Origin of the sequence: Pseudomonas sp. UM16 (assembly GCF_050312595.1) — a bacterium.
Lineage (GTDB): Bacteria > Pseudomonadota > Gammaproteobacteria > Pseudomonadales > Pseudomonadaceae > Aquipseudomonas.
Genome location: NZ_JBNPJT010000011.1, coordinates 112,831 through 138,551, shown reverse-complemented (window position 1 = coordinate 138,551; position 25,721 = coordinate 112,831). Strand labels below are relative to the sequence as shown.

At 58.8% G+C, this 25,721-nt stretch carries 22 protein-coding genes and 2 pseudogenes; 19 read left to right on the top strand and 5 right to left on the bottom strand.

The window, feature by feature from the left end:
- Window positions 1-172 precede the first annotated feature (172 nt).
- The 4 genes from ACQRAX_RS15000 (at window position 173) to hcnC (ending at window position 4,683) form a co-directional block, all read left to right on the top strand.
- Window positions 173-1,354, top strand: coding sequence for an MFS transporter (locus tag ACQRAX_RS15000; protein WP_412040434.1), 1,182 nt, complete (start codon window positions 173-175; stop codon window positions 1,352-1,354).
- A 366-nt stretch (window positions 1,355-1,720) separates the two neighbouring features.
- On the top strand, window positions 1,721-2,035 hold the full coding sequence (hcnA, locus tag ACQRAX_RS14995; protein WP_045186312.1) for a cyanide-forming glycine dehydrogenase subunit HcnA: 315 nt from the start codon (window positions 1,721-1,723) through the stop codon (window positions 2,033-2,035).
- Window positions 2,032-3,426, top strand: coding sequence for a cyanide-forming glycine dehydrogenase subunit HcnB (hcnB, locus tag ACQRAX_RS14990; protein ID WP_412040433.1), 1,395 nt, complete (start codon window positions 2,032-2,034; stop codon window positions 3,424-3,426). The genes hcnA and hcnB overlap by 4 nt, the downstream gene beginning before the upstream one ends.
- Window positions 3,427-3,429: 3 nt before the next feature.
- A complete protein-coding gene (hcnC, locus tag ACQRAX_RS14985; protein ID WP_412040432.1) occupies window positions 3,430-4,683 on the top strand; it encodes a cyanide-forming glycine dehydrogenase subunit HcnC in 1,254 nt (417 codons plus the stop codon).
- A 17-nt stretch (window positions 4,684-4,700) separates the two neighbouring features.
- Here hcnC and ACQRAX_RS14980 read toward each other — a convergent pair whose 3' ends face one another.
- Entirely contained in the window at window positions 4,701-5,576 is an 876-nt protein-coding gene (locus ACQRAX_RS14980; RefSeq protein WP_412040431.1) for a LysR family transcriptional regulator, read from the bottom strand.
- Window positions 5,577-5,706: 130 nt separating this feature from the next.
- Here ACQRAX_RS14980 and ACQRAX_RS14975 point away from each other — a divergent pair, with 130 nt between their 5' ends.
- From ACQRAX_RS14975 to ACQRAX_RS14920, 12 genes and pseudogenes are all read left to right on the top strand, one after another.
- A complete protein-coding gene (locus ACQRAX_RS14975; RefSeq protein ID WP_412040430.1) occupies window positions 5,707-6,663 on the top strand; it encodes an AraC family transcriptional regulator in 957 nt (318 codons plus the stop codon).
- Between the two features lie 148 nt (window positions 6,664-6,811).
- On the top strand, window positions 6,812-8,143 hold the full coding sequence (locus ACQRAX_RS14970; protein WP_412040429.1) for an aromatic acid/H+ symport family MFS transporter: 1,332 nt from the start codon (window positions 6,812-6,814) through the stop codon (window positions 8,141-8,143).
- 92 nt (window positions 8,144-8,235) lie between these two features.
- Complete coding sequence (locus tag ACQRAX_RS14965; RefSeq protein WP_412040428.1) at window positions 8,236-9,489, top strand: OprD family porin; 1,254 nt, start codon at window positions 8,236-8,238, stop codon at window positions 9,487-9,489.
- 127 nt (window positions 9,490-9,616) lie between these two features.
- Entirely contained in the window at window positions 9,617-10,573 is a 957-nt protein-coding gene (locus ACQRAX_RS14960; protein ID WP_412040427.1) for an AraC family transcriptional regulator, read from the top strand.
- Window positions 10,574-10,679: 106 nt separating this feature from the next.
- On the top strand, window positions 10,680-12,038 hold the full coding sequence (gene benA / locus ACQRAX_RS14955; protein WP_412040426.1) for a benzoate 1,2-dioxygenase large subunit: 1,359 nt from the start codon (window positions 10,680-10,682) through the stop codon (window positions 12,036-12,038).
- Window positions 12,035-12,523 (top strand): annotated as a pseudogene (benB, locus tag ACQRAX_RS14950) (benzoate 1,2-dioxygenase small subunit). Before benA ends, benB begins: the two are co-directional and overlap by 4 nt.
- A gap of 25 nt (window positions 12,524-12,548) precedes the next feature.
- Window positions 12,549-13,559, top strand: coding sequence for a benzoate 1,2-dioxygenase electron transfer component BenC (gene benC / locus ACQRAX_RS14945; protein ID WP_412040425.1), 1,011 nt, complete (start codon window positions 12,549-12,551; stop codon window positions 13,557-13,559).
- A 65-nt stretch (window positions 13,560-13,624) separates the two neighbouring features.
- Window positions 13,625-14,382, top strand: a pseudogene (locus ACQRAX_RS14940) (1,6-dihydroxycyclohexa-2,4-diene-1-carboxylate dehydrogenase).
- A 19-nt stretch (window positions 14,383-14,401) separates the two neighbouring features.
- Window positions 14,402-15,523: a muconate cycloisomerase family protein gene (locus ACQRAX_RS14935; RefSeq protein ID WP_412040424.1), complete on the top strand. Its 1,122-nt coding sequence runs from the start codon at window positions 14,402-14,404 to the stop codon at window positions 15,521-15,523.
- Between the two features lie 11 nt (window positions 15,524-15,534).
- On the top strand, window positions 15,535-15,825 hold the full coding sequence (catC, locus tag ACQRAX_RS14930; protein ID WP_412040423.1) for a muconolactone Delta-isomerase: 291 nt from the start codon (window positions 15,535-15,537) through the stop codon (window positions 15,823-15,825).
- Between the two features lie 38 nt (window positions 15,826-15,863).
- Window positions 15,864-16,796, top strand: a complete 933-nt coding sequence (gene catA / locus ACQRAX_RS14925; RefSeq protein WP_412040422.1) for a catechol 1,2-dioxygenase — start codon at window positions 15,864-15,866, stop codon at window positions 16,794-16,796.
- Window positions 16,797-16,922: 126 nt separating this feature from the next.
- Window positions 16,923-18,128, top strand: a complete 1,206-nt coding sequence (locus tag ACQRAX_RS14920) for a benzoate/H(+) symporter BenE family transporter (protein ID WP_412040421.1) — start codon at window positions 16,923-16,925, stop codon at window positions 18,126-18,128.
- Between the two features lie 2 nt (window positions 18,129-18,130).
- Here ACQRAX_RS14920 and lpdA read toward each other — a convergent pair whose 3' ends face one another.
- Window positions 18,131-19,531: a dihydrolipoyl dehydrogenase gene (gene lpdA / locus ACQRAX_RS14915; RefSeq protein WP_412040420.1), complete on the bottom strand. Its 1,401-nt coding sequence runs from the start codon at window positions 19,529-19,531 to the stop codon at window positions 18,131-18,133.
- Between the two features lie 210 nt (window positions 19,532-19,741).
- On the opposite strand from lpdA, the gene cfaB reads away from it, so the two are divergent.
- Window positions 19,742-20,926 (top strand): C17 cyclopropane fatty acid synthase CfaB, encoded by a 1,185-nt coding sequence (gene cfaB, locus ACQRAX_RS14910; protein WP_412040419.1) that lies wholly within the window; start codon window positions 19,742-19,744, stop codon window positions 20,924-20,926.
- Window positions 20,927-20,932: 6 nt separating this feature from the next.
- On the opposite strand, the gene cls is transcribed toward cfaB, so the two are convergent.
- Window positions 20,933-22,372 carry a cardiolipin synthase gene (cls, locus tag ACQRAX_RS14905; RefSeq protein WP_412040418.1) on the bottom strand — a complete coding sequence of 480 codons (1,440 nt, stop codon included), beginning with the start codon at window positions 22,370-22,372 and terminating at the stop codon, window positions 20,933-20,935.
- A 127-nt stretch (window positions 22,373-22,499) separates the two neighbouring features.
- Here cls and ACQRAX_RS14900 point away from each other — a divergent pair, with 127 nt between their 5' ends.
- A complete protein-coding gene (locus ACQRAX_RS14900; protein WP_412040417.1) occupies window positions 22,500-23,027 on the top strand; it encodes a DUF3617 domain-containing protein in 528 nt (175 codons plus the stop codon).
- Window positions 23,028-23,040: 13 nt separating this feature from the next.
- Here ACQRAX_RS14900 and folE2 read toward each other — a convergent pair whose 3' ends face one another.
- Window positions 23,041-23,928 carry a GTP cyclohydrolase FolE2 gene (gene folE2 / locus ACQRAX_RS14895; RefSeq protein ID WP_412040416.1) on the bottom strand — a complete coding sequence of 296 codons (888 nt, stop codon included), beginning with the start codon at window positions 23,926-23,928 and terminating at the stop codon, window positions 23,041-23,043.
- Between the two features lie 32 nt (window positions 23,929-23,960).
- On the bottom strand, window positions 23,961-24,341 hold the full coding sequence (locus tag ACQRAX_RS14890; protein ID WP_412040415.1) for a glutamine synthetase: 381 nt from the start codon (window positions 24,339-24,341) through the stop codon (window positions 23,961-23,963).
- Between the two features lie 127 nt (window positions 24,342-24,468).
- Here ACQRAX_RS14890 and zigA point away from each other — a divergent pair, with 127 nt between their 5' ends.
- Window positions 24,469-25,677 (top strand): zinc metallochaperone GTPase ZigA, encoded by a 1,209-nt coding sequence (gene zigA, locus ACQRAX_RS14885; protein WP_412040414.1) that lies wholly within the window; start codon window positions 24,469-24,471, stop codon window positions 25,675-25,677.
- The last annotated feature ends 44 nt before the right edge of the window (window positions 25,678-25,721 follow it).

Sequence of the window (25,721 nt, the reverse complement as noted above, 5' to 3'; positions counted from 1 at the left end):
CTACTGTACGGCAGCACCCGATCTCAGAGAGGAAAGGGGCGTTCCTACTCCCGTGACTCACGTCGAAGCACTGCATTGGACTCATGAATAAGGCCTGCCATTTCCATGGCAATACCTGTTCTCTGCGCAGTTGTCCCGAGGTCACTTCACTATTGCCGAACTCGGGACCGCCATGCCTGCCGCAATTTATGTCTTTTCATTATGTACCTTTGCATTCGGTCTTTCCGAGTTTGTAGTCGCAGGTTTGGTTTCCGCTATCGCGACCGACCTTGACTCAAAAATTGCCGCAGTTGGCACCGCTATTGCCGCTTATGCCGTTGGCGCAGCCATTGGCGCACCGTTCATCACAGCTCTCGTCTCGCATTGGAGGGACAAGCACATTCTGATGCTTGCCATGGCGGTCCTCGCTGTCGGCAGCGTGCTAATGAGCCTTTCGCCGAATCTGTCCATGCTGCTGGTGATCCGGTTTCTGGTGGGCCTTGGCCATGGTGTTTTCATGGCAGTAGCATCGGACGCCGCCACGAAGCTGGTTGATCAGAAGCGTTCCGGACGGGCGTTATCGGTGGTGTGGATAGGGTTGACACTCGCGCTCGCCTTCGGCGTCCCGATTGGAACATTTCTGGGCAGCATCTGGTCATGGCGGGGCATTTTCATGTCTATCGGGGGACTCAGCCTGTTAAGCATGCTCGGGTTACTGCTTTTCATGACTAGCAGCACAGAGAGTTCGGACGGCGGGCAAGTGAGCGCATGGAAAGGGATCAAGGCCATCACCCATCCGCAATTGCTCATCACCGCCGGCATCGGCGTACTAGTGAGCATTGCGACCTTTTCATTCTTCACCTTCGTCTCTCCCTACTTGCTACGAATCACCGGGGTGGACGTGCAGCGGCTGAGTCTGGGCATGTTGCTGTTTGGCATGTGCTCCATCGTGGGGAATCTGCTTGGTGGCTATCTGGTGGACAAGATGGACGCGAACCGCAGCACTGTGATGGCATTGGCGGGCTTGGCCATAAACTTGATCGGACTTTATTGGTTCAGTGGCTCTGCGATCATGATGATGCTCTTGGTCGGCACATTGGGTGTCTTTTTCTTTTCCATCGTGACCATGTTGACACTGCGTCTGCTGAAACAGGCTAAGTGCTATATCCCGGAGTCAACCGCCGTAGCCGCCGGATTGAATATCGCGTCCTTTAACCTGGGCACAGCACTGGGTGGAGTACTCGGCAGCATCACCATTGCGCTCGGCAGCTTGTCGGACATCCCGCTAGTAGGGGCGTTGGCTGCTGCGTTGGCAGTCGCTGTACTTTTCCTGCAAACCAGGCACTCCAGCACGCAGAGTGCATCAGTTCGCTAATGATTCAACCTGGTCTCGACGCAAGTATTGCAGACGCAAGCTTTCTATCGGTCACTGCCGATTGAGACGCAGATTGTTGGTGCTCCATCATGACAGCGATGTTCATGAACAGGAGATACCGCCATGGAATACCGCCGCGTCGGTCTATCTGCTCTCAAACGGTTAATACTAATCCTGAATGGACCCACGTGCTGACGCGAGACTAATCCACCGTCGAATCAACACAAATCCAGCATTTTCGGGAGGGTTGTGTTTTTGAAAGTGCATTAGCCAAGTCACTTGAAAGACTGGCCTAGATCAATAGATACCTTGCTTGTTTCACATAGTGTCCCAAGTCCAATTCCCTTTTCACGGACGAAAGGTGCTATGCAAACACTGGATCGAAAACTCGACATCCAGCCCCTGTCGCGGGCTGACATGACCATCCATCTCAACGGCCAACCGGTCGAAGTCGCTTCAGGCGAAACGGTGCTGACCGTACTCAACGCTGTGGGGCTGCGCCAGGTGGCGCGCAACGATCATGCTCAATTGACCGGGGCTTTTTGTGGCATGGGCGTGTGCCATTGCTGCCTGGTTTCAATCAACGGCCGGCCTAAACGCCGCGCCTGCCAGACGGTGGTTCAGCCCGGTATGCAGGTGGAAACCCTGAGCAACCGTATTACCGAGCAGGAGGCACTATGAGTCTGCGTCCTGTGATTGTGGGTGGCGGTTCGGCAGGCATGGCTGCTGCTATCGAATTGGCGCGTCATGACGTGCCCAGTCTGTTGTTCGATGAGGCTTCGCGGCCAGGCGGGGTGGTGTACCGCGGGCCACTGCGCGAAGGCGTTGATCTGGGCTATCTGGGCGCGCGCTACAGTAAAGCGCTGAAAACCCTGCATAAGGAATTCGCCGCCTGCGCTGACCGCATCGACCTGCGCCTGAATCACCGGGTAGTCGGCGGTGATGAGCAGCGCTTGATGGTGCTTGACGGTGAAGAAACGTTGCACGAAATCGACTACTCGCACCTGGTGCTGTCGGCGGGATGCCACGAGCGCAACATCCCGTTTCCAGGCTGGACCCTGCCCGGCGTTCAGTTGCTCGGTGGCTTGCAGTTGCAGATCAAGAGCGGTGTCGTCAAACCGTTGGGCAGCACGGTGATTGCGGGTACCGGCCCATTGTTGCCGCTGGTGGCCTGCCAGCTGCACGCCGCCGGGGCGAAAGTTGCTGGTGTCTATGAGGCGTGCGCGTTCGGCAAAATCGCCAAAGAGAGTCTGGCACTGCTGAACAAGCCGCAATTGTTCCTCGATGGCTTGAGCATGCTTGGCTACATGAAGCTCAATGGCATTCCGATGTATTACGGCTGGGGTGTGGTTGAGGCCAAGGGTGAAGGCGAGCTTGCCCAAGTCATCGTGGCGCCTTATGACAACAACTGGAAGCCCGACCACAGTCGCGCCCAGCGTGAATCTGCGCAAACGCTCGCGGTAGGCTACGGCTTCATCCCGCGCACTCAATTAAGTCAGCAGTTAGGGCTGGAGCATGGCTTCAGTGATGACGGTTATCTGCGCGCGAAGAGTAACGTCTGGCAACAGAGCAGCCAGCCACACATTCATCTGGCCGGCGACATGGGCGGTATCCGCGGTGGTGAGGCCGCCATGCTCACCGGGCGCATTGCTGCGGTGTCGATCCTGTTGCAGCGCGAAGTGCTCAACGCCGAGCAGGCCATCGAACTGCGTGAGCAGTATCTGGGACAGTTGGCAGCCATCAAGCGCTTTCGTGCCGGGGTAGAGCGTTATACCCAGCGGGGTACGCGGCAGATCGATTTGCCCCAGGCTGATACGGTGATCTGCCGTTGCGAACACGTGACTCGAAGTGATATCGACCTGGCTCTGGAGCAGGGTGTGCAAGACATGGCCGGGTTGAAAATGCGCACGCGGGTGAGCATGGGCGACTGTCAGGGGCGCATGTGCGTGGGGTATTGCAGCGACCGTTTGCGCGAAGCCACTGGCCGCGTTGATGTCGGCTGGCTACGCCCGCGCTTTCCGGTCGATCCGATTCCGTTCTCGGCATTTCAGCAAGCTGGCACGGAGGCCTAACGCATGAACAGAACTTATGACGTAGTCATTGCCGGCGGTGGCGTTATCGGCGCCTCCTGCGCTTATCAGCTGTCCAAACGCAAGAATCTGAAGATCGCCCTGATTGATGCCAAGCGTCCTGGTAATGCCACGCGGGCATCGGCGGGTGGCTTATGGGCGATAGGCGAGTCGGTTGGCCTGGGCTGCGGGGTGATTTTTTTTCGGATGATGTCGGCCCAGCACAAGCGCCAGGCACACGGTGCTGCCGTGGCTGTGGATGCCAGCACGCCGCATATCCTGCCGCAGTCGTTCTTCGACTTTGCCCTGCAGTCCAATGCACTTTATCCACAGCTGCACCAGGAGTTGATCGAGCGTCACGGCATGGACTTCAAGTTCGAACGCACGGGCCTGAAGTACGTGATCTACGACGATGAAGACCAGCTATACGCCGAACACATCGTCGCGCAGATCCCGCACCTGGCCGAGCAGGTGCGCTGGCTCGATCGCCAGGCCCTGCGTCAGGCGGAGCCGGCAGTCAGCCATCAGGCGCGTGGTGCTCTGGAGTTTCTTTGCGATCACCAGGTCAGCCCCTTCCGCCTAGCGGATGCTTACATGGAAGCGGCGCGCCAGAACGGTGTGGATCTGTTCCACAACACCAATGTCACCGGTGTGCTGCATCAAGGTTCGCGGGTCAGTGGTGTGCTGACCGGCGAAGCTGGCACATTTCATTGCCAGACCTTGATCAATGCCGCCGGCGCCTGGGCCGCCGAGCTCAGTGAACAAGCCACTGGCCTGCGTATTCCGGTGTCTCCGGTGAAGGGCCAGATCATTCTCACCGAGCGCATGCCCAAGTTGCTGCAAGGTTGCCTGACCACCAGTGATTGCTACATGGCGCAGAAAGACAACGGCGAAATCCTGATCGGCAGTACCACCGAAGAAAAGGGCTTTGACGTCAGTAACACCTTCCCGGAAATCAACGGTTTGGTGCAGGGTGCAATTCGCTGTGTTCCAGAGCTTGCCCAGATCAACCTCAAACGTACTTGGGCGGGCTTGCGGCCGGGGTCGCCGGATGAGTTGCCGATCCTCGGGCCGGTGCCGGAAGTGTCCGGTTATCTCAATGCCTGTGGACATTTTCGCACTGGTATCCTGACCTCGGCGATCACCGGGGTGATGATCGACAAAACACTGCACGAAGAAACTTCGCCTGTGGATATCACTCCGTTCCTGGCTGAACGCTTCTACTCCGGGCCTGTGGATAAAACCTTTGCCATTGGATAAGTGCTGTTCGGCCGACCTTAGTGGTCGGTCATGTGCTTGATCAGTTCGAGGCAATGCCTGACCTGCGGCGAGTTATCCCCAAGGCGACGACTGAGGATAATTGGTGAAACCGCCGCTGATTCGCTCAGCGGTGCGTAAACGATATCGTCGCGGTGCTGGCGCTGCACCGAAGCGGGTACCAACGTTATCCCCAGGCCCGCGGCTACCAGGCCGAGTGCGGTTTGTAGCTCGTTGGTCCACTGGATAACCTGCACCGCGAGCCCTTGGCTGGCGAACAACGTCATGATGTGGTCGGCATAATTCGGACGTGGTGTGGCCGGATAAAGCACGAAAGGTTCAAAGGCCAGGCGCACCAGATCAATCGGCTGGCCGATCAACGGATGGCCACAGGGCAGGGCTACCACCAGCGGGTCTTCGAGCAGTACCTGCTGGTCGATGGCCGGGTCGTTGATATGGATGCGGCCAAAGCCGATATCGATGCGTCCGGTTTTTAGCGCTTCTACCTGTTGCAGGGTAATCATTTCCTGCAGACCCAGCTCCAGGGCTTCGTTGCGGCGTAATTGGCGGATCAGCTCCGGCAACAGGTCATACAAGGTCGAAGGGGCGAAACCGATGCGCAGCCATTGTCGCTCGCTATTGGCTATCCGCTGCGTGCCTTCGGAAATCTGCTCAAGCTGGTCCAGCAGCATTGCACTTTGTTCGTAAAAGTAGCGACCGGCTTCGGTCAGGCGCAGTGGACGGCTGCGCTCCAACAATTCTACCCCCAAGGTTTCCTCTAGCTGGCGGATCTGCCGGCTCAAGGGCGGCTGGGCAATGTGCAACTGCTCGGCAGCGCGGGTGAAGTTGAGGGTCTGCGCGAGCACCCGGAAGTAACGCAGATGGCGCAGTTCCATGATACCTCCTGGGTATTGTTGCCTACCCAACAGATATTGGACTGCCTGCTATGGCTGACGCAAGCTGACGCCCTGTGGATAACCAGACCCTGTGGATATCGTCCCAGCTAGAACAAGAAGAGGGCAGCCCATGAGCAGCCACCTGTTGAGCGAGCGTAGTTGTGTGTTTCAGCGCGCCGACCCTTATGCCGTGTCCGAGTACGTCAATCAGCATGTTGGTGGTCATAGCCTGAGCTTGCCCAGAACTGGCGACCTGCAAGCAAGCATTAATCATCGCAAGTTTGCCAGTCTCGACCTGTGTCGCCTGAGCTACGGCGGTAAGGCGCGGATCACCTCGCCCGCGTTGGGTACCTTGTATCACTTGCAGATCCTGCTCAAAGGCCATTGCCGGTCCAGCTGTCGTGACGACGAACATCACTACGTGCCCGGAGAGCTGCTGCTGATCAACCCTGACGATCCGGTGGACCTGACCTATTCGGCCGACTGCGAGAAGTTCATCCTCAAGCTGCCAGTCAGCTTGCTGGAGCAGGCTTGTCTGGAGCAGCGCTGGCAGTTGCCCGATGGCGGCATTCGCTTCAGTAGTGCGCGCCACGCCACCGGTGAGCTGGAAGGGTTTATCGGCTTGCTCGGGTTGATCTGCGCAGAGGCGGAATCCACCGACTCATTGCTGCAGGTACAGGAGCATTACGGGCGCATCGTTGCCAGCAAGCTGCTCAGTTTATTGGGCAACAACGTTCAGCGTGCGGAGCCTGTGCAGCAAACCCATTCGTTTGAACAGCTGGCGGCCTATATCGATGCCCACCTGGAGCAGGACATCAGCGTCTCGCAACTGATGAATGTGGCGCGGGTCAGTGAGCGTTCCTTGTACACCTTGTTCGAACGGCATGCCGGTTTGTCACCCAAAGGCTATGTGCGCCAGCGCAAGCTTGAGCGGATTCATACCGCCTTGCAGGACCCGGCAAGCCCGGTGCGCAACGTCACCGAGATCGCTCTGGACTACGGCTTTTTGCACTTGGGGCGCTTTGCCGAGAGCTATCGGCAACGCTTCGGCGAACTGCCGTCGGCCACCTTCAAACGGTATCGCTGACGCCTCGTCAGCCCTTGCGCAAACTGGATAGCGATTCGCAGGAAACGGCTATTGGCCCTTTTGTACTGCTCCTAACCTGAGGCTGCGAACACTGCTCGACAGGTTCGTCATTCGGGTTTCGATAACAACAACAAAAGAGACACGCCACATGCGAGCTATCGATATCAATAGCCTGATCGATCAGGCCAAGTTCAATGCCTTTCACTGGCGGGTACTGTTCTGGTGCGCGCTGATCATCATCTTCGACGGCTATGACCTGGTCATCTATGGCGTGGTGTTGCCAGCGCTGATGCAGGAGTGGGGCATGACCCCGTTGCAGGCCGGAGCCCTGGGCAGCTATGCACTGTTTGGCATGATGTTCGGTGCCTTGTTGTTCGGGCCGCTGTCGGACCGTATCGGGCGCAAGAAAGCCATCATGATCTGTGTGATCCTCTTCAGCGGCTTCACCGTGCTCAACGGTTTTGCCCGCAACCCTACTGAGTTTGGCATCTGCCGCTTCCTCGCGGGTTTGGGCATCGGCGGGGTGATGCCCAACGTGGTGGCATTGATGAACGAGTATGCCCCCAAGCGCATGCGCAGCACTCTGGTGGCGATCATGTTCAGTGGCTACTCAGTCGGCGGTATGCTCTCCGCAGGTTTGGGCATCGTTTTGCTGCCAGCGTTTGGTTGGCAATCGGTGTTCTACGTAGCAATCATTCCCTTGCTGCTGTTGCCGCTGATCCTGCGCTTTTTGCCGGAATCCCTGGGATTTCTGGTGCGTCAGGGGCGTACCGAACAAGCCAGTCAACTGCTGCAGCGGGTCGAACCCGGCTATCAACCGCAGCCGGGTGATCGTCTCGAAGTGGTCACTGGCGTTGAGGCTGGAGGCTCGGTGCCGCAGTTGTTTCGTGAAGGCCGGGCGCTGAGCACCTTGATGCTCTGGGTGGCGTTCTTCTGCTGTCTGCTGATGGTCTATGCGCTCAACTCCTGGCTGCCGAAACTGATGAACAATGCCGGTTATGGCCTGGGCTCAAGCCTGGCCTTTCTATTGGTACTCAATTTCGGGGCGATTTTTGGCGCGGTGGGTGGCGGCTGGATTGGTGACCGCTTCAGGCTCGATCGGGTGCTGGTGGTGTTCTTCGCGCTGGCGGCGTTGTCGATCAGCCTGCTGGGCTTCAAGAGCCCGACAGCGGTGCTATATCTGCTGATTGCCATCGCCGGAGCCACCACTATTGGCACGCAGATCCTGGCGTATGCCTGTGTCGCTCAGTATTACCCGATGGGCATTCGCTCCACGGGTCTTGGCTGGGCGTCGGGGATTGGACGCAGCGGGGCGATTGTTGGGCCGATCCTCGGCGGGCTGTTGCTGGGGATTCAATTGCCATTGGCGCTGAATTTCATGGCGTTTGCCGTGCCGGGTGCCGTGGCGGCGGTGGCGATGATGGTGTTTGCCAGTCAGGGTACGGCGCAGACCCGAGCTGGGTTGCAGTCAGCGGTCTAGCTGAAACCCTGTTGCTCCCATCGCTGGCCGTGCCAGCGATGCAGACGCCGCAGTTGTTAAGTCAAAAACAACAATAAAAAGAGCACCTCATTATGAACAACCTCCGTCCAGCCGGATGGCTAGCTTTGCTCGCCCTGAGTTTTTCCACCCAGGCCGCCGAACCTGACTTCGTCAAGGACGCCACGGCGACGCTACAAGCGCGCAATTACTATTTCAGTCGTGATTTCTCCGGCATCGTCGGCGCCAATCAGCAATCCAAGGCCGAGGAGTGGGGGCAGGGCTTCATCCTCAATTTCAAGTCAGGCTACACCCCGGGAATCGTTGGCGTTGGCGTCGACGCCATCGGCCTGCTCGGCATCAAGCTCGACAGCAGCCCGGAACGTACCGGGACCGGCCTGTTACCGGTTCAGGACGATGGCCGCGCGGCCGATGAATACAGCAGAGCAGGTGCGACCTTGAAGCTGCGCTATTCGAAGACCGAGCTGAAGGTCGGTGAGCTACAGACCAATCTGCCGATCTTGCAATACAACGATTCGCGCTTGCTACCGCCGACTTACCAGGGCGCCAGCATCAGTTCATCCGAGATTGATGGCCTGACCTTACAGGCCGGACACCTGAGTTCCACCAGCCTGCGTAACGAAGCCGGTGATGAAAAGCTCATCGCCATGCTTGGACACTTACCGCAACGTCAGGCCGAAAGTGACGCCTTCAACTTCGCCGGGGGCGACTACAGCTTCAACGCCAACCGCAGCACCTTGAGCCTCTGGTATGGCCGCTTGGAGGATATCTACCAGCAGGGTTTTGTTGGCCTCAAGCACAACCAGCCCGTCGGTGATTGGGTACTGGGTGCCAACCTTGGTTATTTCAGCGCCAAGGAGCAGGGCGAAAGCCGCATTGGTGACATCGACAACCAGGCTTTTTATTCACTGCTGTCGGCTAAGCGCGGCGGGCACACATTCAGCGTTGGCTATCAGGGGATTTTCGGCGAGAACGCTTTTCCTCGAGTGTTTCCTAACATTTCGCCTTTGGGTAACGAGGTGCCGACTTATGAGTTCTCCTATGCTGACGAGCGCTCTTGGCAGGTGCGTTATGACTATGACTTCGTGGCGATGGGGATTCCGGGGCTGACGGCCACAGTGCGCTACCTCAAGGGCAACAATGTCGACACCGGTCTGGGCTTTGAGGGCAAGGAGCATGAGCGTGATTTGGATCTGGGCTATGCAGTGCAGAGCGGGCTGTTCAAAGGGCTAGGGATTCGCGTGCGCAATGCTATGGCGCGGTCGAACTATCGCTCGGATATCGATGAGAACCGAGTGATCCTGAGTTACACCTGGACCTTGTTGTAACGCTTATGCCTGTGGGAGACGGTGGCTGCTACTGGTCTTGATGGGAAACACACCGTCCATCCCAGGGTTGGTCGCAGCGTGCTGCTATGGCTTAGACTCGCAGGATAACTACAACGAGTGTCCTGGTATGGAGAGTCCCCTGCTCAGTGAGCGCAGCCGGGTTTTCGAGCGTGCCGATCCTTATGCCGTGTCGACCTACGTCAATCAGCATGTGGGCGTGCACCACATCCGCCTGCCGCGTTATGGGCATCCTGAGGCGTGCCTCGATCATCGTAAATTCGCCAGCCTCGATCTGTGCCGGATCAGCTACGGTGGCGAAGTGCGGGTGATGTCGGCTGCATTGGAAGACGTCTTTCACCTGCAGATTCTGCTGCGCGGCCATTGCTTGTGGCGGCGCGGTCGCGACGAGCGTTTGCTGGGGCCCGGCGAGTTGTTGTTGATCAATCCCGACGAGCCGGTCGACCTGGCCTATTCGGCCGACTGCGAAAAATTCATTCTCAAACTGCCGAACCGCTTGCTCGAAAGTGTGTGCGATGAACAACGCTGGCAGCGTCCAGGTGAGGGCGTACGCTTTATCCAAAATCACTACCAGTTGCTGGCGCTGGAAGGGTTTGCCGGGTTGTTGGCCATGGTCTGTCATGAAGCCGAAGCCAGTGAGCCGCTGCTGCGGGTGCAAGAGCACTACAGCCAGATCGTCGCCAGTAAGATGCTGACCTTGATGCCGACCAACGTCAGCCGTGAAGCCCTGAACAGCCAAGCCGTGACCTTCGATCGGATTGCCGGCTACATCGAAGGCAACCTCAAACTGGATATCTGCAGTGAGCAATTGGCGCGTCAGGCCAGCATGAGCTTGCGTTCGCTCTATGCACTGTTCGAGCGCAATGCCGGCACCACGCCAAAAATCTACATACGCCAGAAGAAACTCGAACGCATCCACGCCTGCCTTGCCGATCCCAACTGCCCGGTGCGCAGCATCACCGAACTTGCCATGGACTACGGCTTCGTTCACCTGGGCCGCTTCTCGGAAACCTACAAGTCGCTGTTTGGCGAACTGCCCTCCGATACCCTCAAGCGTCGTTCCTGACACTTTGCAGAAAACGGATAAAGGTCTGCACAAAGCGGATATTTGCCGTTCCCCTCGCTCCTTAACCTGACATGGCCTGAACACAATAACAACGGAGGCCCCGGCCATGTCCCTGGGATTCGATTACGTTAATGCCCTGCTTGAAGAAGATCAGGAGAAGGGCGTCTATCGCTGCAAGCGAGAGATGTTCACCGACCCCCGTCTGTTCGATCTGGAAATGAAACACATCTTCGAGGGCAACTGGCTGTACCTTGCCCACGAAAGCCAGATTCCTGAAAAGAACGACTTCTTCACCACCACCATGGGGCGCCAGCCGATTTTTATCGCGCGCAACAAGGATGGGGTGCTCAATGCCTTTCTTAATGCCTGCAGCCACCGCGGTGCGATGCTCTGCCGGCACAAAAGCGGAAACCGCTCGTCCTATACCTGCCCATTCCACGGCTGGACCTTCAACAACTCCGGCAAGCTGCTCAAGGTCAAGGATCCGGTCGATGCCGGCTACCCGGCGAGCTTTAACTGCGAAGGCTCCCACGACCTGACCAAAGTTGCGCGCTTCGAGTCCTATCGTGGTTTTCTTTTCGGTAGCCTGAACCCAGACGTGGTGCCGTTGGTTGAGCACCTGGGCGAGTCGGCAAAGATCATCGACATGATCGTCGACCAGTCGCCACAAGGTCTGGAAGTGCTGCGCGGCTCGTCCTCTTACATCTACGAAGGCAACTGGAAGCTGACCGCCGAGAATGGCGCCGATGGCTACCACGTCAGCGCTGTGCACTGGAACTACGCCGCCACCCAGAACCAGCGCAAACAGCGTGAGGCCGGTGGTGAAGTGAAGACCATGAGCGCCGGTGGCTGGGCAAAAAGCGGCGGTGGTTTCTACTCCTTCGACAAAGGTCACCTGTTGCTCTGGACCCGTTGGGCCAACCCCGAGGACCGTCCGCTATTCGAGCGTCGCGATGAGCTGGCAGCCGATTTTGGCCAGGCGCGTGCCAACTGGATGATCGAGAACTCGCGCAACCTGTGCCTGTACCCGAACGTCTACCTGATGGACCAGTTCAGCTCGCAGATCCGCATCGCCCGGCCCATCGCCGTGGACAAGACCGAGATCACCATCTACTGCATTGCGCCCAAAGGCGAGAGTGATGAGGCGCGCTCGCAACGTATCCGTCAGTACGAAGACTTCTTCAACGTCAGCGGCATGGCTACCCCGGACGACCTTGAAGAGTTCCGTTCCTGCCAGATGGGTTACCAGGGTGGGCGTGGTTGGAATGACATGTCGCGTGGTGCTGCCCACTGGGTCGAAGGCGCCGATGCCGCCGCCGAAGAAATCGATCTGCATCCGCAACTGAGCGGCGTGCGCACCGAAGACGAAGGCCTGTTCGTGTTGCAACACAAGTACTGGCAGGAAACCATGCTCAAGGCGCTCGCCGCCGAGCAGCAGTTGATCCCCGTGGAGGCCGTGCAATGAGCATTTCCTTCGAGCAAGTACGCGACTTTCTCTACGAAGAGGCGCGTTATCTGGATGACAGCCAATGGGACAACTGGCTGGAGTGCTACGCCGCCGACGCCACTTTCTGGATGCCGGCCTGGGATGACAACGACCAGCTCACCGAAGACCCGCAACGGGAAATTTCGCTGATCTGGTACGGCAACCGTGGCGGTCTGGAAGACCGGGTGTTCCGGATCAAGACCGAACGCTCGAGCGCGACCATGCCCGACACGCGGACCTCGCACAACATCAGCAACATCGAATTGCTGGAGCAGGGCGAAGGCTAATGCAAGGTGCGCTTCAACTGGCACACCCTGAGCTTTCGCTACAAGACCGTGGACAGTCATTTCGGCACCAGTTTCTACACCCTTGATGTGCGCGGCGAGCGGCTGCTGATCAGGGCCAAGAAGGTGGTGCTCAAGAACGACTACGTGCGTCAGGTCATCGACGTTTATCACATCTGAATCCAGCTTTTCTGCGAGGTGCGCCATGCACAAGATCGCCTTGAATTTCGAAGACGGGGTTACCCGTTTCATTGACGCCACTGCTGACGAAACCGTGGCTGACGCCGCCTATCGCCAGGGCATCAACATTCCGCTGGACTGCCGTGATGGCGCGTGCGGCACCTGCAAATGTTTTGCCGAGGTCGGCCGTTACGACCTCGGTCAGGAATACATCGAAGATGCCTTGAGCGAGGAAGAAGCTGCCCAGGGCTATGTACTGACCTGCCAGATGCGCGCAGAAAGTGATTGTGTGGTGCGGGTGCCGGCATCGTCCCAGGTCTGCAAGACCGAGCAGTCCAGCTACCAGGCCAGTATCAGCGCCGTGCGCCAGCTCTCCGACAGCACTATCGCCCTGTCGATCAAGGGCGAAGCGTTGAGCCGCCTGGCGTTTCTGCCAGGACAATACGTCAACCTCGGCGTGCCTGGCAGCGAACAGACCCGCGCCTACTCCTTCAGCTCGCTGCAGAAGGATGGCGAGGTCAGCTTCCTGATTCGCAATGTGCCGGGCGGGCTGATGAGCAGCTTCCTCACCGGACTGGCCAAAGCTGGCGACAGCATGACCCTGGCCGGCCCTTTGGGCAGTTTCTACCTGCGAGAAATTCGCCGTCCGCTGCTGTTGTTGGCGGGTGGTACCGGGCTTGCGCCGTTCACCGCGATGCTCGAGAAGATCGCCGAGCAGGGCAGTGAACATCCACTGCACCTGATCTATGGCGTGACCAACGATTTCGACCTGGTCGAACTGGATCGCCTGCAGGACTTCGCCGCGCGCATCCCCAACTTCAGCTTTAGCGCCTGTGTGGCCAACCCCGAGAGCCAGCACCCGCTCAAGGGCTATGTCACCCAGCACATCGAGCCGCGTCACCTTAACGAAGGCGATGTCGACGTGTACCTGTGCGGCCCGCCACCGATGGTCGAAGCGGTCAGCCAGTACATCCGCGAACAGGGCATCACCCCGGCGAACTTCTACTACGAAAAATTTGCCGCCGCCGCTGCCTGAACCCGTTTTATGGGGCCGGACGCATCGTGCGGGTACGGTCGGTCCCTTTTTTATTCGAGGTTGTCATGAACAGATTCACCAACAAGGTCGCGCTGGTTACCGGCGCAGCGCAGGGGATCGGTCGCCGCTTGTGTGAGCGCTTGCTCGAAGAGGGCGCGACGCTGGTGGCCGTAGACCGCTCGGAACTGGTGCATGAACTGCAAGGTGAAGGCGTGCTGAGCCTGACTGCCGACCTTGAGCAATACGGCGAATGCAGTCGAGTAATGGCGGCAGCAGTGGCGCATTTCGGCCGGCTGGATGTGTTGGTAAACAACGTCGGCGGGACCATCTGGCCAAGCCGTTTGAGCATTACCAAGCGGCGCAGATCGAGGCCGAAGTACGGCGCTCGCTGTTCCCCACCCTGTGGTGCTGTCATGCAGCGTTGCCGTACATGCTTGAGCAGGGCAGCGGCGCCATCGTCAACGTCTCCTCAATCGCCACGCGCAGTGTCAACCGCGTGCCGTACGGCGCGGCCAAGGGTGGCGTGAATGCATTGACCGCCTGCCTGGCGTTCGAAACCGCTGGGCGCGGCGTGCGGGTCAACGCTACGGCACCGGGCGGCACTGAAGCGCCGCCGCGTCGCGTCCCGCGCAACAGCGCCGAGCAGAATGCCGAGGATAAAGTCTGGTACCAGCAGATCGTCGACCAGACCCTCGACAGCAGCCTGATGAAGCGCTACGGCAACCTCGACGAGCAGGTCGGCGCGATCCTTTTTCTGGCCTCCGACGAGGCTTCCTACATCACCGGCACAGTGTTGCCGGTCGGCGGCGGCGACCTCGGTTGAGCGGCGCCTGGAGATTTCAATGAGTCATCCCCTGATTGAACGCATCTCGACGCTGATCGTTGATCTGCCCACCATTCGCCCGCACAAGCTGGCGATGCACACCATGCAGCAGCAAACCCTGGTGATCATCCGCCTGCACTGTTCGGATGGCATCGAAGGCCTCGGTGAGTCGACCACCATCGGTGGTCTGGCCTATGGCAACGAAAGCCCGGAAAGCATCAAACAGAACATCGACAGCTATTTTGCGCCGCTGTTGATTGGCCAGGACGCAAGCAACATCAATGCCGCCATGCAGCGCCTGGACAAGGTAATCAAAGGCAACACCTTTGCCCGCTCCGGCATCGAAAGCGCGTTGCTTGATGCTCAAGGCAAACGTCTCGGTGTGGCGGTCAGCGAACTGTTGGGCGGGCGTGTGCGCGAAAGTCTGGAGGTGGCCTGGACCCTGGCCAGCGGCGACACCGCACGCGACATTGCTGAAGCCGAACAGATGCTCGACCTGCGTCGTCACCGTATCTTCAAGCTGAAGATCGGCGCCAATGAAGTCGCCCATGACCTCAAGCATGTGATCGCCATTAAGCAGGCCTTGGGCGAGCGCGCCAGCGTACGCGTTGACGTCAATCAGTACTGGGACGAGTCCCAGGCGATTCGCGCTTGTCAGGTGCTGGGTGACAACGGCATTGACTTGGTCGAGCAGCCTATTTCGCGGATCAACCGCGCTGGCCAGGTACGTCTTAACCAGCGCAGTCCGGCGCCGATCATGGCCGATGAATCAATCGAAAGCGTCGAGGACGCCTTTAGCCTGGCAGCCGACGGTGCTGCCAGCATCTTTGCCCTGAAGATCGCCAAGAACGGTGGCCCGCGTGCCGTACTGCGCACTGCGCAGATTGCCGAAGCGGCGGGGATCGCTCTGTACGGCGGGACCATGCTCGAAGGCTCGATCGGCACCCTGGCCGCCGCGCATGCCTTTGTCACCCTGAACAAACTGAGCTGGCACACCGAACTATTCGGCCCGCTGCTGCTGACCGAAGAGATCGTTATCGAAGCGCCGGTCTATCGCGACTTTGCCCTGCACGTACCCCGCACCCCGGGCCTGGGCTTGACCCTGGATGAAGAGCGCCTGGCGTTCTTCTGCCGCAAGTAAGGAGATATGCCATGTTGTTCCACGTGAAAATGACCGTGAACCTGCCGTTGGACATGGACCCGGCCCTCGCTACCCGGCTCAAGGCTGATGAAAAAGAGCTGGCTCAGCGCCTGCAGCGCGAAGGCATCTGGCGTCATTTGTGGCGGATTGCCGGCCACTACGCCAACTACAGCGTGTTCGACCTGCCCAGTGTCGAAGCGCTGCACGACACCTTGATGCAACTGCCGCTGTTCCCCTACATGGCCATCGAAATCAATGGCCTGTGCCGCCACCCTTCATCGATCCATAGCGACGACCGCTGAACACTGAGCGCCGATAACAACAATTCGAGGTAACCATCATGACCGTGAAAATTGCTCACACTGCCGATATCCAGAAATTCTTCGAAGAAGTCAGTGGCCTGCACAATGACCTGGGCAGCCCGCGCATGAAGCTGGTGACCAACCGCATCGTCAACGATGTGGCGCGCATCATCGAAGACCTGCAAGTCACCCCGGATGAGTTCTGGAAGGCGGTGGATTATCTGAACCGCCTGGGCAGCCGCCAGGAAGCTGGCCTGCTGGTCGCCGGGCTCGGTGTCGAACACTATCTGGATCTGCAGCTGGATGCCCAGGATGCTGAAGCCGGCATCCGCGGCGGTACTCCGCGGACCATCGAAGGGCCGCTATATGTGGCGGGAGCACCGCTGGCCGAAGGCGAAGTACGAATGGACGATGGCGTTGATCAGGGTACGGTGATGTTCCTCCAGGGCCGCGTGCTGGATGAGCAGGGCCAGCCGGTGGCTGGCGCCGTGGTGGATCTTTGGCATGCCAATACCCAGGGCACCTATTCGTACTTCGACAGTACTCAGTCGGATTACAACCTGCGTCGACGCATTGTGACCGATGCCGAGGGTCGTTATCGGGCACGCAGCATCGTCCCCTCCGGTTACGGTTGCCCTGTCGACGGGCCGACCCAGGAACTGCTCAATCAGCTTGGCCGCCACGGCAACCGCCCGGCGCATATCCATTTCTTCATCTCGGCCCCGGGTTACCGGCACCTGACCACTCAAATCAACCTGGCGGGTGATGAGTACCTGTGGGATGACTTCGCCTACGCCACCCGGGATGGCCTGATTGGCGAGCTGCGCTTTGTCGAGGACGCGGCCGCCGCCGATGCACGCGGTGTAGAAGGGCGCTTTGCCGAGATGGATTTTGACTTCCAGTTGCTCAGTGCGCCCCAGCCTGCCAGTGAAGCGCGCAGTCAGCGGCCGCGGGCATTGCAGGACGCTTGAAGTCGGGTTGAGCCAATCGCTGGCACGGCCCACAGGCTTAGTGGCTTGTGGGAGCTGGAGTTGCCAGCGATGATGCTTATCCCGAACCCATACATCTGGGCGGCCATCATGAAAATAAGAAACAACATGAAAACTGTATTCCAGGACCTCTCCCTCTCTGCCTTGGTCGCCGGCTTCATTGCCACCCTGATTTCCTACGCCGGCCCCTTGGTGATCGTTTTCCAGGCTGCCCACAGCGCACAGCTGTCGGCGGCCGAACTGTCGTCATGGGTCTGGGCGATTTCCATCGGCAGCGGCATCCTCGGCGTGGTGCTCAGCTTGCGCTTCAGGGTGCCAGTGGTGATCGCCTGGTCAGCGCCGGGCTCGGCCTTGCTGGTGGCGTTGCTGCCGGACATTGCTTTTGCCGAAGCGATCGGTGCCTACATCGTCGCTAACCTGGTGATTTTGCTGGTCGGAGTCTCTGGCGCCTTTGACCGGATCGTCAGCAAGCTGCCGCCAGCGATCTCTGCCGCGATGCTGGCGGGCATCCTGTTCAGCTTCGGTACCGGTTTGTTTACCTCGTTGAAGTCACAGCCGCTGCTGGTGCTGGCGATGTTTGTCACTTATCTGCTGTTCAAGCGCATGGCGCCGCGCTATGCGGTATTGGCGGTACTTGTGTGTGGGGTGAGCATCGCGGTCTTCACTGGTGAACTGAATAGTTCGGCACTGGTGGTCGGCTTGGCGACGCCGGTCTGGACCCTGCCAGCGTTGAGCTGGAATGCGTTGTTGAGCATCAGCCTGCCACTGGTGATGGTGGCGCTGACCGGGCAATTTGTGCCGGGCATCGCTGTGTTGCGCAATGACGGCTATCAAACCCCAGCCAGCCCGATCATCGCCAGCAATGCCTTGGCCAGCGTGCTACTGGCGCCTTTCGGCTGCCACGGCCTGAACCTGGCGGCGATCACTGCAGCCATCTGCACCGGCCGCGAAGCCCATGACGATCCGCGCAAGCGCTATTGGGCAGGCATCAGCGGCGGCGTGTTGTACCTATTGCTGGGTGTGTTCGGAGCAACCCTGGTCTCGCTATTCACGGCCTTTCCGGCAGCCTTGATCGCCGCGTTGGCCGGCCTGGCCTTGTTCGGTGCGATTGGCGGCGCGTTGGCCGGGGCGATGAGTGTACCGAGCGATCGAGAAGCGGCGCTGATCACCTTTTTGGTGACGGCTTCGGGGATGTCATTTCTGGGACTTTCGGCGGCATTTTGGGGGCTGATTTTCGGCCTGTTCGCTCACCTGTTACTAAACCTGCGACGACCAGCGCCGCAGGTAAGCAGGTCAGGGCTGCGAGCTGACTGAGGTCAGATCTGCATGGCCATGCCTTCGACGTTCATCGCTGCCTGGCGCAACGCTTCTGAACGGGTCGGGTGCGGGTGGCAGGTGAGGGCGATGTCTTCAGCCGACGCCGAGAACTCCATGGCCACGCAGAACTCACCGATCATTTCGCTAACGCTCGGGCCGACCAAATGTACGCCGAGTACTTCGTCGGTCTTGGCGTCGGCCAGGACTTTGGCGAAGCCTTCAGTCTCATGGTTGATCTTGGCTCGGCTGTTGGCGGTGAACGGGAACTTGCCGACTTTGTACTCGCGGCCTTCGGCCTTGAGCTGCTCTTCGGTCTTACCGACGCTGGCCAGTTCCGGGCGGGTGTAGATCACCCCGGGAATCAGGTTGTAGTTGACCTCATGGGGCTTGCCGGCAATCCGCTCTATACAGGCCACGGCTTCATCTTCAGCCTTGTGCGCGAGCATCGGGCCGGAGGTCACGTCACCGATCACCCACACACCTGGCACTGAAGTGCGGTGATGTTCGTTGCTGAGCATGCCGCGCTTGTCGGTATCCAGGCCGACGCTTTCCAGGCCCAGGCCTTTGGTAAAAGGGCGACGGCCAATGGCGACCAGCACATAGTCTGCTTCGAGGCTTTCGCTGGTACCACCGGCAGCAGGTTCCAGGCGCAGGCTGACGGTATCTGCCGAGGCTGTAGCTTGGGTGACCTTGCTGCCCAGCTTGAAGCTGATGCCTTGCTTGGCCAGCGCGCGTTGCAGGGTCTTGGCGGTTTCTTCATCGGTACCCGGGCAGATGCGGTCCAGGTATTCGATTACCGTGACCTGACTACCCAGGCGCCGCCATACCGAACCCAACTCCAGGCCAATCACGCCCGCGCCAATCACCACCAGATGCTTGGGCACGCCTGGCAACGACAAGGCGCCGGTGGAGTCGATAATGCGTTGGTTGTCGATGGTCACACCCGGCAACGGGGTGGGTTCGGAGCCGGTGGCAATGACGATGTCCTTGGCCTGCAGTTCAGTGACACTGCCATCCTCGGTACTGACATTGACTCGCCCAGGTCCCGCCAGTTGCCCCCAGCCCTTGATCCAGTCGACCTTGTTCTTGCGGAACAGGAACTCGATGCCCTTGGTCAGGCCGGTCACGCTTTCATCTTTTTGCTTCATCATCTGCGCGAGATTGAGGGTCGGCTTGACCTCGATACCGAGGTTGGCGAACTCGCTGCCAACCGCTGCTTCATAGAGCTCCGAAGCATGCAGGAGTGCCTTGGACGGCATGCAACCGACGTTCAGGCAAGTCCCGCCCAAGGTTGCGCGACCTTCCACGCAGGCCACGCTCAGGCCCAACTGGCCGGCACGAATGGCAGCGTTATAGCCGCCGGGGCCGCCGCCGATGATCACCACATCATAGGTTTTCATTGTTGTACTCCAGGATGAAGAATCGACAATGGCGCCAAGATTAGTCTGCCAGGTGACTGATTGTATACAATTTATCGTGTAGTTCGATTGCCCTGGAAGGGTCTGGAACAGGGGGAATAGGTTCAGACTATGGTCGCGATGAGCTGAAAGTTTCCGCAGATGAACTACCCTTTTGCCGTGACGTCCGATGAAGAAAGGGAGGCTCACTTCATGCTTGCGCAACTTCCACCTGTTCTGCAAAGCCTGCGACTGCCACTGCGCCTGAAGCTGTGGGATGGTCATGAGTTCGATCTTGGGCCCAAGCCGCAGGTCACCATCCTGGTCAAGGATCCTCAACTGATCACCCAGTTCACCCATCCAAGCCTGGACGAATTGGGCGCTGCCTTCGTTGAGGGCAAACTGGAGCTGGAGGGCACCATCAGTGAGGTGATTCGGGTTTGCGATGAGCTGAGTGAAGCGCTGCTCAAGGATGCAGTCGACGACCAACCGGTGCGCCGCGAGCATGACAAGGCCACCGATGAGGCGGCGATCTCCTACCACTACGACCTGTCCAACGACTTTTATCAGCTGTGGCTGGACCAGGACATGGCCTACTCCTGCGCTTACTTCAAAAGCGATCAAGACACCCTGGAGCAAGCCCAGCAAAACAAGTTTGAGCACCTGTGCCGCAAGTTGCGACTGCAGAAGGGCGACTATCTGCTCGACGTAGGGTGCGGTTGGGGAGGGTTGTCGCGCTTTGCTGCGCGCGAGTTTGGCGCCAAGGTCTTTGGCATCACCTTGAGCAAGGAGCAGCTCAAGCTGGGTCGCCAGCGGGTCAAGGCTGAAGGGTTACAAAAGCAGGTCGATCTTCAGATCCTCGACTATCGTGATCTGCCTCAGGATGGCCGCTTCGACAAGGTGGTCAGCGTAGGTATGTTCGAGCATGTTGGCCACGCCAACCTTGCCTTGTACTGTGAGCGCTTGTTCGGTGCTGTGCGCGAAGGTGGCCTGGTGATGAACCACGGTATCACTGCCAAGCACGTTGATGGCCGTCCGGTCGGGCGCGGCGCTGGCAGCTTTATCGAGCGCTATGTGTTCCCCCATGGCGAGCTGCCGCACCTATCGATGATTTCTGCCAGCATCAGTCATGCGGGCCTGGAGATTGTCGATGTCGAGAGCTTGCGTCTGCACTATGCACGTACGCTGCAGCACTGGAGTGATCGCTTGGAAAGCCAGTTGGAAAAAGCCTCGACGCTGGTGCCGGAGAGGGCGCTACGCATCTGGCGTCTGTACCTGGCAGGTTGCTCCTATGCTTTCACCAAGGGCTGGATCAATCTGCATCAGATCCTCGCGGTCAAACCTTTCGCCGATGGCCACCTTGAGCTGCCACTGACCCGCGAGGATCTCTACCGCTAAACACGCCTAGAGAATCGGCGAGATCAGCCGGGCAATGCGCATCCCCAGTTGTTGCAGGCGATGGGTGTCCTGGCTGTCTTCGGGGGTGATTTCCCGCGCCAGGTCGAAGTCATGGATGAGCATGGCTTCGACCTGATCGGAGAAGGCTCGGTCGACTGTCAGCAGCATCACTTCGAAGTTCAGACGGAACGAGCGGTTGTCCAGGTTGGCACTGCCAATGGCACTGATCTCGTTGTCGATGAGCACCACCTTCTGGTGCAGGAACCCCGGACCATAACGGAACATTCGTACGCCAGCGCGCACCGCTTCGAAGGCGAACAGGCTGGAAGCGGCATAGACAATACGGTGGTCGGCACGCGACGGCAGTAGGATGCGCACATCCACACCGCGTAGCACGGCCAGACGCAAGGCGGCGAACACCGCCTCATCGGGGATGAAATAGGGGCTGGTGATCCACAGCCGCTCACGCGCCGAATGAATGGCTTCGACAAAGAACAGCGAGCAGGTTTCCTGAGGGTCGGCCGGACCGCTGGCCAGTACCTGGCAGAGCACGCCATCTTCGGGGTAGGTGTCGGGTAGGATCAGCGGCGGGAGCTCTCGCGCGGCCCAGTACCAATCCTCGGCAAAGGACTCTTGCAGGCAGGCGAGCACCGGGCCACTGACTTGCACATGAGTATCGCGCCAAGGAGAGAGCTTGGGTTTACCACCCATGTACTCGTCACCCACGTTGTGACCGCCGACAAAGCCTTGCACACCATCGACCACAACGATCTTGCGGTGGTTGCGAAAGTTGACCTGGAAGCGGTTGAACCAGCCACGCCGGGTGGCGAATGCACGAATGTTGACTCCGCCTTCGCGCAGGGTCTGGCTGTAAGCGGCGGGTAGGGCATGGCTGCCGACTCGGTCGTAGAGGACATAGACCTTCACCCCTTCGGCGGCTTTCTTGAGCAGCAACGTCTGCAAGGCGCGGCCAAGGGTGTCGTCGTGGATGATGAAGAACTGCACTAGCACGGTGTCCCGCGCTTGCTCTACGGCGGCGAAAATTGCATCGAAAGTCGCCTTGCCATCGATAAGCAGACGTACCTGATTGTTCGCCAGGCAAGGCATCCGGCCCAACTTGGGCATGGCGCGCAATGCACGGTAGGATTCGGAATTGCGTGCTGCCAAGGCCTCGTCGACCCAAGGCCGCCAATTGAGGTCGGCCATGGCCACATGCATTTCGCGGTTGGCTTGGCGCCGGGCCTGGATGTAGGCGTCAAACGTGCGGCTGCCGAATATCAGGTAAGGGATCAAGGTGAAATACGGGATGAACAGTAGCGACAGCGCCCAGGCGATTGCGCCCTGAGCGGTACGCACCGTGAGCACCGCATGCATGGCGGCGATAGCCCCAAGTAGATGCAAGGCACCGATGAGGTAACCGAAGAAGTAGGGGCTGTGGTAATCCATATGCATCCTGCTGTCCAATGGCACGGTCTCTAACAGAGCATGTTCCACACCGTACTTGCAACCGAAAGGCGTAATTGACGTCTAAGCTTTGTTCCAGCGCAGGGCTGGAGTTTCGAGGAGCCATTTCATGAAAAGTCGTCTGCCGATGCTGGCATTGGTCCTGGGGGTGTCGAGCCCGCTGGTGCATGCGCAAATGTTGCAACCAGGGTTGTGGGAGTTGACCACCAGTAACATGCAGGTCGATGGCAAAGCACTGCCGGACATGGGCTTTATGCTCGGCCAGTTGAAGAACCTACCACCCGAGCAGCGAGCGATGATCGAAGGCGGTTTGGCCAAGCAGGGCATCAGTGTGGCTGGTCAGGGTGTGCAGTCCTGCCTGACGCCTGAGCAGGTTAAAACAAACGACATTCCCTTGCAGGACCCGAAGTCCGGCTGCACCCAGAAGATTACCGAGCGCAGTGGTAATGTCTGGAAGTTCACCTTCAGTTGCCCTAAAGCACAGGGAGCAGGGCAAGCCACCTTTGTCAGCGACCGAGAGTTCACCACCACGGTCAACGGAACGTTCAATGCCTCCGGGGTTCAGCAACAGGGCAGCATGAACACCCGAGCCGTTTGGTTGGGGAGCGATTGCGGCAGTGTTAAGCCTCGTACCTAGAACTCGAAACCTCTTACCATTGCCACTGGCTTTGAGCGACAGCATCGTGGGCATGTAGACTTTCCGAATGTTCCACGCGCAGGTCAAATCCGCTTAGCCAGCTCAGACGTTGCAGGGCCAGGTGCAAACGTCGTGCGGCATCTTCACAGAACATCAAGTTCTGCCCATTGGCCAGGGCAAAGGCCTGTTCATCCGCACGCTTCACCGCCGTCTGCACGGCGGTGCCTAGCGCGGTTTCAGCCTGATCAACCAATGCCTCGATCGGCAGGTCATTGACTCCATGCCCCAAACGTACCTGCAACTGCGCCACACTGCGCTGGCTGTGAGGCGTTGCCACTACGCCCTGAGCGCTCCCCAACCAACTGAGGACAGCCTCATGGCTGAGGCTACGATTGCCAAAGTCGGTGAGAAATTGCTGTTGAATCAATTGCCTGGCCAAGGCAGCTGAGCAAGGGCAGGTGGAGGAATATTCCACTTCCACTTTTAGTTCCACGTGGAACATTTCGTCTTTTAGCTGCGCGGAAATGGTCACAGGATAAGCTTTCCAACCTGCCAAAGGGCTGATCAGTGCGGGCCGCTTGAGCATCATATCGAAGCGTAACTTCAGGTAGGCGCCTGCCGACAGCCCTACGTGGCTGCGTAAAAAGCCATCCAGCACTTGTTGGAGGAGCATCGGCGTTAAGGGCTGATGTTCGAAGACCTCCAGCGCCAGATACAAGCGTGACATGTGGATGCCACGCGAGCTGCCATCGTCGAGGCTGACGCCGGCATCGGCACTGGCACGTAGCGTGTTGTCAGCAAACAACACCGGTAAAGCGATGTTGCACATGCCGACCCACTCCAGGGGCAGCGAGGTGTGAGTAGCTTGCGCGGCAATATCAGGAAGCGTGAGGACAGTCATGGACAGCTCGTTTTTTTCGAGGCGATTTGTGATTACTGGCAGCCGCTCAGTCGATTACAGCGCAAGCTGAAACGCTGCCCACTGGAGCTGGAAACCCGATTAAAAGTGGTCCAGCCGATCTTGCGGCTGGTGCCGACCCAGCTTTCCCCGTCACTGGCCAGCCCGGTGTAAAACGTCAGCTGCCCATACCGGCTGTTGGTTTGTGTCCACAGTCGCTTTCCTTGCACTTCATAACCACGCAGATAGGTTGTTTGGCCATCGGTTCGCACGCTGTAGTAGTTACCTTGAGCGTCGCCGCAGGCGAGCAATGTGGCGCTGCGGGTACATAACGCCAAGCCCTTGCTCAAGGGAACGGCACCGGCGACAACAGGCAGGCACAGTAGTAATACGACAGCGGCACGCAACAGTTTCATTTTTTAGCGTCCTTCGTCGAGGCCTCTGGTCGTGTTCAGGTAAAGCAGCTTGGCGAGATTGTATTGTTATAATATAACATTGCGCAACGCATCATTTGAATGCGCTCGCCCTGATGAGGACCTGATCATGCCCAATCGCCTTCCTGTTACCGTGCTGTCCGGTTTTCTGGGTGCCGGTAAAAGTACGCTGCTTAACCATGTCCTGCGCAACCGCGAGAACCTGCGGGTGGCGGTGATCGTCAACGACATGAGTGAAATCAACATCGACGCCAGCGAGGTGCAACGCAATGTCAGCCTCAATCGTGCTGAAGAAAAACTGGTGGAGATGAGCAACGGTTGTATCTGCTGCACTCTGCGTGAGGACTTGCTGGAGGAAGTCAGTCGACTGGCGCAGGAAGGCCGTTTCGACTACCTGCTGATTGAGTCCACGGGCATTTCCGAACCACTGCCGGTTGCCGAGACGTTTACCTTTCGTGATGAACAAGGCCGTAGCTTGGCCGATCAGGCACGGCTCGACACTATGGTCACGGTTGTCGACGGCCTGAACTTCCTGCGTGATTACCAGGCCGCTGAAAGCCTGGCCAGTCATGGCGAAACCCTGGGGGACGATGATCAGCGCTCGATCAGTGACTTGCTGATCGAGCAAGTGGAGTTCGCCGATGTCATCCTGCTTAGTAAAGTCGACCTTATCAGCAGTCACGAGCGCGAAGAGCTTAGCGCCATTCTGCGTCGCCTCAACTCACACGCGCGGATCGTGCCGATGCTAATGGGCCAGGTACCTTTGGCATCGATCCTCAATACCGGCCTGTTTGATTTCGAGCGTGCCGCCCAGGCACCGGGATGGCTGCAGGAGCTGCGCGGTGAGCACGTGCCGGAAACCGAAGAATATGGCATCGCTGCCAGCACTTGGCAGGCCCGACGTCCGCTGCATCCGCAGCGGTTCTTCGACTTTATCAACGGCTCATGGAGTAACGGCCGATTGCTGCGCTCGAAAGGCTTCTTCTGGCTAGCCAACAAGCATCAGGATGCCGGCAGCTGGTCTCAGGCCGGAGGCATGATGCGTTATGGCTTTGCCGGACGCTGGTGGCGCTATGTGCCGCGTCAGCACTGGCCGCAAGATGAGCAGAGCAGCGCCGCGATCCTCAAGAACTGGGCGGCTGAATACGGGGATTGCCGTCAGGAGTTGGTATTCATCGGCCAGAACATCGACTTCTCTCGCCTCAATGCCGAGCTAGATGCCTGCCTGCTGAGCGACGCGGAAATGGCCGAAGGGGTCGATAGCTGGCGCCAGTTGCCGGATCCTTTTGGGCCTTGGTATGAAGAGGAAGCGGCCTGAGCCGGGGGCTTGCAGGTCTTGACGGAATGCCCTGAGATCGAGGC